The 1,867-nt window shown below is 61.7% G+C and carries 2 protein-coding genes; one reads left to right on the top strand and one right to left on the bottom strand.

The window, feature by feature from the left end; all coding sequences use genetic code 11:
* A partial coding sequence (locus tag ACRCYW_RS05195) for a hypothetical protein (RefSeq protein ID WP_438549097.1) occupies positions 1–259 on the top strand: 259 nt, incomplete at its 5' end.
* A 342-nt stretch (positions 260–601) separates the two neighbouring features.
* On the opposite strand, the gene ACRCYW_RS05190 is transcribed toward ACRCYW_RS05195, so the two are convergent.
* A partial coding sequence (locus ACRCYW_RS05190) for a hypothetical protein (RefSeq protein ID WP_438549096.1) occupies positions 602–1,867 on the bottom strand: 1,266 nt, incomplete at its 5' end.

Here is a 1,867-nt window from a genome sequence, read left to right as displayed (position 1 = left end):
GAACCCCATCAACGGTGCCTCCTACCACGGGAAGCCCAACGACTTTGTCGCCAAGCACACTGGGTCCCACCACAGCCAGCCCAACGACGGTGTCGCCAACCACTGGAAGCCCAACGACGTCACTCCCAACCACGGGAGGCCCCACCACAGCAAACCCGACCACCGGCAGCCCAACGACTGGTTCTCCAACCACTCAGAGTCCAACAACATTGTCGCCCAGCACCCTCAGCCCCAGCACTGCAGGTCCCACCACCGGTAGCCCAACAACGTCATCGCCAACCACTCAGACTCCATCGACAGTGTCGCCCACCACAATGAGCCCCACCACTGCAAGTCCGACAACGGGTGGCCCAACAACTGTGTCACCTACCACTCAGAGTCCAACGACGTTGTCACCCACAACTCTGAGCCCCAGCACTGCAGGTCCCAGCACTGCTGGCCCTACGACTGGGTCACCATCCACTGGAAGCCCCACAACCACATCGCCAACCACAGTGAGTCCCGCCACTACCAGCCCTACCACCCCGGCTCCCACTGTGGCGTTGGGTGAGCCCAGTGTGAAACCTACCACTGTCAGCCCATCTACTTTGTCACCGACCACTCAGAGTCCAGTGACTCTACCACCCAGCACCTTGAGCCCAACTACTTCAAGTCCCACCACGCAAGGACCAACCACATTGTCACCAACCACTTTGAGTCCAACCTCTGGTAGCCCGACGACTTTAGCCCCCACCTCAGCCAGCCCTGTGACTTTGTCGCCAACAACTGCAAGTCCCAGCACTGTAGGTCCCACAACAGGGAGCCCAACAACTTTATCGCCAACCACTGTGAGTCCCACAACAGGAAGCCCAATCACAAGCAGCCCTACGACCCAGTCGCCGACCACTGCAAGTCCCACCACAGGAAGCCCCACCACGGGCATCCCAACGACTGTTTCGCCGAGCACGGGCGGTCCCACTACAGGAAGCCCCACCACAGGCAACCCAACGACCTTGTCGCCGACCACTGCCAGTCCCAGCAGCGCAAGTCCCACAACAGGAGGGCCAACAACTTTGTCACCGACGACTGCCAGCCCCAGCACTGCCAATCCCAGCACAGGCAGCCCAACGACGGGTTCACCCACCACTGCAGGTCCCAGCACCGGAAGCCCGACAACAGGCAGCCCAACTACCCAGTCACCGACCACGGCTGGTCCCAGCACAGGCAGCCCCACAACTTCAGCACCCAGCACAGGTGCCCCAACGTCGGTGTCACCGACCACAGGCAGCCCAACAAGCCTGTCTCCAACCACACAAAGTCCAAGCACCGGGGGCCCCACCACGTTGGCACCAACCACAGGCAGCCCCTCAACTGGTACCCCAACCACAGGGTCGCCTACCTCAGGCAGCCCATCGTCATTGTCGCCGGCTACTGCAGTTCCCTCCACGGGAAGTCCTGCAACCTTGGCACCAAGCACGGCAAGTCCCACAACTGGTACCCCATCGACACTGTCACCGACCACGAGTAGCCCAACGACTGTGTCTCCAACCACTATGGTTCCCTCCACTGGCAGTCCCACAACCTTGGCGCCAACCACAGGGGTTCCCACTACTGGTAGCCCCACAACATTGTCGCCGACCACCGCAAGCCCCAGTACTGGAGGCCCCACGACATTGTCGCCCACGACTCTTGGCCCTACCACCAGCAGCCCGACGACGTTGGCACCAACCACGGCAGGTCCCACTACAGGAACCCCATCAACGGTGCCTCCTACCACGGGAAGCCCAACGACTTTGTCGCCAAGCACACTGGGTCCCACCACAGCCAGCCCAACGACGGTGTCGCCAACCACTGGAAGCCCAACGACGTCACTCCCAACCACGGGAGG

This window comes from Aeromonas sp., from assembly GCF_051657805.1.
Taxonomy (GTDB): domain Bacteria; phylum Pseudomonadota; class Gammaproteobacteria; order Enterobacterales; family Aeromonadaceae; genus Aeromonas.
The sequence above is the reverse complement of the archived record's forward strand: the minus strand, read 5'-3'. Positions and strand labels throughout refer to the sequence as shown.